Source organism: Gandjariella thermophila (assembly GCF_005405885.1).
GTDB lineage: Bacteria > Actinomycetota > Actinomycetes > Mycobacteriales > Pseudonocardiaceae > Gandjariella > Gandjariella thermophila.
In genome coordinates this window covers 1-4,443 of the sequence record NZ_BJFL01000083.1, presented here as the reverse complement: position 1 = coordinate 4,443, position 4,443 = coordinate 1, and the positions used below count along the sequence as shown (strand labels likewise).

The 4,443-nt window shown below is 65.1% G+C and carries 8 protein-coding genes; all 8 read right to left on the bottom strand.

Features of this window, described 5'->3' with window-relative positions; translation table 11 throughout:
* Window positions 1–86 precede the first annotated feature (86 nt).
* Complete coding sequence (locus FFT21_RS28115) at window positions 87–1,166, bottom strand: DUF8426 domain-containing protein (RefSeq protein WP_137816929.1); 1,080 nt, start codon at window positions 1,164–1,166, stop codon at window positions 87–89.
* Window positions 1,167–1,316: 150 nt separating this feature from the next.
* Window positions 1,317–1,640: a PDDEXK family nuclease gene (locus FFT21_RS28110; RefSeq protein WP_137816928.1), complete on the bottom strand. Its 324-nt coding sequence runs from the start codon at window positions 1,638–1,640 to the stop codon at window positions 1,317–1,319.
* 88 nt (window positions 1,641–1,728) lie between these two features.
* A complete protein-coding gene (locus tag FFT21_RS28105) occupies window positions 1,729–2,157 on the bottom strand; it encodes a type II toxin-antitoxin system VapC family toxin (protein WP_137816927.1) in 429 nt (142 codons plus the stop codon).
* A complete protein-coding gene (locus FFT21_RS28100) occupies window positions 2,154–2,411 on the bottom strand; it encodes a type II toxin-antitoxin system Phd/YefM family antitoxin (protein ID WP_137816926.1) in 258 nt (85 codons plus the stop codon). The genes FFT21_RS28105 and FFT21_RS28100 overlap by 4 nt, the downstream gene beginning before the upstream one ends.
* A 130-nt stretch (window positions 2,412–2,541) precedes the next feature.
* Window positions 2,542–2,748 (bottom strand): hypothetical protein, encoded by a 207-nt coding sequence (locus FFT21_RS29395; RefSeq protein WP_192909810.1) that lies wholly within the window; start codon window positions 2,746–2,748, stop codon window positions 2,542–2,544.
* 109 nt (window positions 2,749–2,857) lie between these two features.
* On the bottom strand, window positions 2,858–3,256 hold the full coding sequence (locus tag FFT21_RS28090; RefSeq protein WP_137816925.1) for a type II toxin-antitoxin system VapC family toxin: 399 nt from the start codon (window positions 3,254–3,256) through the stop codon (window positions 2,858–2,860).
* The gene (locus FFT21_RS28085; protein ID WP_137816924.1) at window positions 3,253–3,528 is read right to left on the bottom strand and encodes a type II toxin-antitoxin system Phd/YefM family antitoxin; all 276 of its coding nucleotides are present in this window, start codon (window positions 3,526–3,528) and stop codon (window positions 3,253–3,255) included. The genes FFT21_RS28090 and FFT21_RS28085 overlap by 4 nt, the downstream gene beginning before the upstream one ends.
* Window positions 3,529–3,811: 283 nt before the next feature.
* Window positions 3,812–4,186: a DUF6188 family protein gene (locus FFT21_RS28080; RefSeq protein ID WP_137816923.1), complete on the bottom strand. Its 375-nt coding sequence runs from the start codon at window positions 4,184–4,186 to the stop codon at window positions 3,812–3,814.
* Window positions 4,187–4,443: the final 257 nt, after the last annotated feature.

The following is a 4,443-nucleotide window of genomic DNA, read 5'->3' as shown; positions in this document are numbered from 1 at the left end:
ACGCGTGATCAAGCGAGGAAAACACAATGCCTACCTCATCAAGCGAGCCCACCACCACGGAACCCGCCACACCGGGCCACCAACCATCAAATTGCTCTCTCCGGTCTTAACTTAGCGGTATTGTGCTCGAGGGTGGGTGCGCGGTTGGACAGGTAGGCTATGCCGATACTTTCCCAGCTCACCGCTCCCAGCAGTCGCCCCTCATCGTCCAGAACCGGAAGCTGCGAGAAATTGTCGATCGCCATCCTGGTCGTCGCGGTACTCAGCTCGTCGTCCGGACGCACCCAGGCGAGTTGGGTCTCGGCGGAAGGGAGCTGCTTTACCAGCCAAGTGACCGGCCTGTCTTCCGGCGAAGGTTCGTCGGGTAGCTCGGTCACCTTTGGTACCGGCACGCCGGCGCTCGGCTCCGTACCAACCGGCACAATGGTGATCTTGCTGTTGATGTTGCCGTCGGTGAACGGCGGCTTCGTCGATAGCCCCCGCTGTTCCAGTTCGCCGTGTATCTGCTGAACCACCGAGGGCCAGCGTCGAGTATGCCCCCAGATGCTGAGTAGTTCACGGACGGTCAAGGTGACCGGCTCGCCATCGTCAAGCGACTGTGCTACGAGTTCTTCAAGCAGCTGCGGGGACGCTATCGACGGGCGGTCGTCGGTCGATTCAGACGGCCCGGGATCGACACCCTGCTCCACCAGTGCGCTAATGCGCTGGGCGGCGTTGTTCCTACTCAGCTCGAACACGGTGAGCAGCGACCCCATACTGTCGCGCAGGTCGGGCTGGACGGCGTCACGATCGATATCACTGCGCTTCCATTCGACCGGCCGCGTGTGCCGAAAGCCGGGCGCCGATGTGGCGCGGTAGTGATACGGACCTGTAACGGTACCCACCGCCAACCGGCGTCGGCCACTACGCGTGACCGGCATGACCACCAAGTCGCCGATGGCTATCTCCTCCCGGAACCGCCAGAGTTGGCCAGTCCAGTTAGCGATGACCTGTGGGCTGTAATCCTCATAGATGTCCAGCAACAGGGCCCGCAACTGTTCGCGGTCCCGGATTTCGGAGAGATCTTGGTTTACCTCTTCCCATCCGGCGATGACGAGCCCCTCTTCGAGAGCGACCGATTCCCGCTCCCCTTCTCGTCCGGCCCGGACCGTCCAGGCGCGCACCATCCGTCACTCCCAGACTTCACAAACAGTTATGATTGCTCGCAGGATCTGCCGTTAACAGATACGTCGGTTCTGAGGGTTGAGGATTGTTCACCATCCAGGGACAGGATCCTAACGCCCGAGTCAAGATCGATGGTGGCCGTTGGACCGGCGCTACGACTTGACCTGCACGTCGATCTTCGGATGCCGCTTCTCCCCCAAGCGGCGGAGCTGATCGATGGCGCGATGCAGGACGGCCACGGCCTGCGAGAGCCGCCGGTCGTCGAGCCACACCTGCCCATCCTCGGTGTTGAGCTCCCGCAGCTTGGCCCGTAACCGATCCTCCAGCATGGTCTCCCGGAATGACGCGCGCCCGGTGGGCCGGCCGTCCTCCGTGAGCGCGGCGAGGTGAGTCCATCCCATCACGCGCAGTTGCTCGATCAGCGGTAGCTCGACCGCGCTCTCCTTGGACGGCAACCCGGCGCCCTTCTGTCCCACTTCCCAGCGGTGACCTTGGTTTGATCGTGGGAAGGGGGCGGGACATTTCACGACGTCGGCCGAGGGCGCCGGATGTAGGGATGGCCGATCAGGTTCCGTTGATATCGGCCGTAGCCATATCCAGCGCCGCACAGGCCGCCAGCAACTTCCGGTCGCCGCTGACGACCACCAGTTCATCGTCGTCCACCTGCTCGGCGGAGGCGCAGTGCACTGCGTCATACCCACGCAGCGCGCACGCGTACGCAAGCTCAGCGGCGCGTCTCGTCAGCAGGTGATCCACTTCTACGATCTCCACCTCTGCCCACAGCCGATTGAGGACCCGCAGCGCAGCCCGATGCTCCAGCTCGGCAAGCCGACCAAGCCGCCGTGCCTGCGCCAGCGCGGCTGCCGCCTCGACGTAGAGGAGCCGGGTGGAAACGACGGCGTCGGCGTCCTTCCACAAGCTCCGACAGAGGTCGCTGCTGGGCTCCTCAACGAGCATCGGCACGAACGCCGAGGTGTCGAAGTAACCGATCACCGACGCTGGTCCGCGACGAGGTCACTGACGATGCCGGACGCCTTGACCGGCTCCGGCGCAGGCCGCTTGCGCCGCCTGGCCGGGGTGACCCGCCCCTCGGCGATCAGACGTTCCAGCGCGCTCGGTCGCCCCGCCGGCACGATCCGGGCGATCACCTGGCCGTGGTCGGTGACCGTCAGCGTGTGCCCTTCACGCACGGCCGCCAAGTGACGGCTCAGCCCGTCCCGCAGCGCCCGGATGCCCACGACCTCCACGACAGCCTCCTGTGGTCACATTCTCACCGCCAAAGGTAGCCACATTCTCCTGACATGTCCACAGGTGCCGCGGATCGACCACGCCAGGACATGCGCGACGGGCCGCGGCCACTCGACGCGAGGAACCCGGTCAACGGCGCTCCTCCTCCCGCATGCCGCGTAGCAGCTCGCCCGCCTCGTGGTGTGTTCGGACGGGACCGCCCGGGCGCGGCATTGGTCCGTCCAGTACGGGTGGATGGAAGGAGGCGGCGGAGATGCGCTCGGCCAGAGGTGTACGGCAGACGTCGGCGGCGATGTCGACGGACTGCCAGGCGATGCGCCAGAGTTGGATCGTCACGATGGCAGCTCTCACCGTCCTCAACGAACACCAGGTGCCGCCACCATCGGCCATCACGCCCGCCGAAGAAGACCAGGCCACGCACGACCTCAACATCGGCGCCGCTGCCTCAGGCTCCCGGGTGCGCCACGGGTAGGCCCAGGGCCTCAGCCGACGCGAGCAGTCGCTTGTCGTAGGTCACGAAGGCAGTCAGCTCGGCGCCGAGTGCGGCGTGGGCCGTGGCGAGGTGGATGGCGTTCGGCGACCGCAGGTTCGCGTCCTGGTAGGCGGCGGCCGTCGCGCGGACGAGTTCGTCGATCTCGTAGAGCCCCACCCGTTGCAGGACCGCTGGGACGGCAGCCAGCAGCTCCGGCTCACTTCGGCGGAGCGCTCGCGGCACCTCCACCTCGGCGAGTGTGGAGGATACGAGCATGGAGGGGCGGCGCTGCTCGATCCAGTCGGCCAACTCGTCACTTTCCGATTCCCGGCGGATAAGCTTGATCAACGGGGCCGTGTCGAGGTAGATCATGAGTAGCGATCCTCGTCCCGCATTCGCGACACGAGTTCGCCCGATTCGTGGTCGGTTCGGACCGGGCCCTGTGGCCTGGGTATCGGGCCTTCGGCTGTTGGGGGGCGCAACTTGCCGGCGGCGACCCGGTCCGCCAGCGGGTGCGGCGCCGGCGGCACGATGCGCGCGATGACTACACCGCGCTCGGTGATGTCGATTTCTTCGCCACGTTTGACCCTGGCCAGCACACCTGCGGTGTCCTGGTTGAGCACGCGGACCGGCACCTCGCTCACGGCCACAACGTACTACGACAATATAGTACAAACAAATTTCCGCTGTTCAGTAGCCACGCCTGGCGCCGTCGTGGGTCGTCCACGCGGCCCACAGGCGCCGGCAGTGATGTCGAGGGACTGCCAGACCACGCGCCAGGGCTGGATCGCGACGGCGGCGGGCGGAAGCGTGCCGCCGCGCACGAGCGCACGAGGCACCACCGGGTCGCACTCAGCGAGGGCTGATAGCGGAGAAGCTGACGGACTGAGGTTCCCTTACCGCCTCGACCTGTGGCCCCTCGAGGCATTACTCCTGCTCCGCGCCCCATTTCGCCAACTCGCCTCCCGGCATGCACACCACTCTCATACCGCCGGGGCCAGTGACATTCCACGCCTCATAGGCATCGCTCGGCTCGCCCCGCAGGCTGATGCCGTCGGGGAAGGCCACCGTGAGCACGCCGGATTCCTCGGCCACCAAGGACACGATGTCGCGCTCGGCAAGCGCTCGCACCTGCTCCGAATCGACGTTCGACGGATCCGGCGAGAAGCTGCGCACACCCTGCGGCGAACAAATAGAATAGTCCTTCTCGATGTGCACTTCGTATCCGCCACTGGTGGCAAGCGACAGAGTGTAACCGAATTCCTGCGCGGTGACCGTCTGACCACGTAGGTCGAGCTTCATAATTGAAGACTACCATCCTTCTAGTATCGGATAACACCCGCCAGGCCGAGCGTGATGCACCGAACTCGGCCCGAGCTCGGCCCCGGATTCCCATTTGAACTCCCAATCGGTCGCCCAAAACGCAGTCCTCTTTGAGCGTTATTCAGAGCCCTTACCAGCCAAGTCGGTAGAACTCCAGTGCGGTGACGATTCGGATGACATTCGGAAGCTCGGCGAGGCGCCCTCGAAAGCCGGTGGCAAGTATCTTCCAGTTCTTG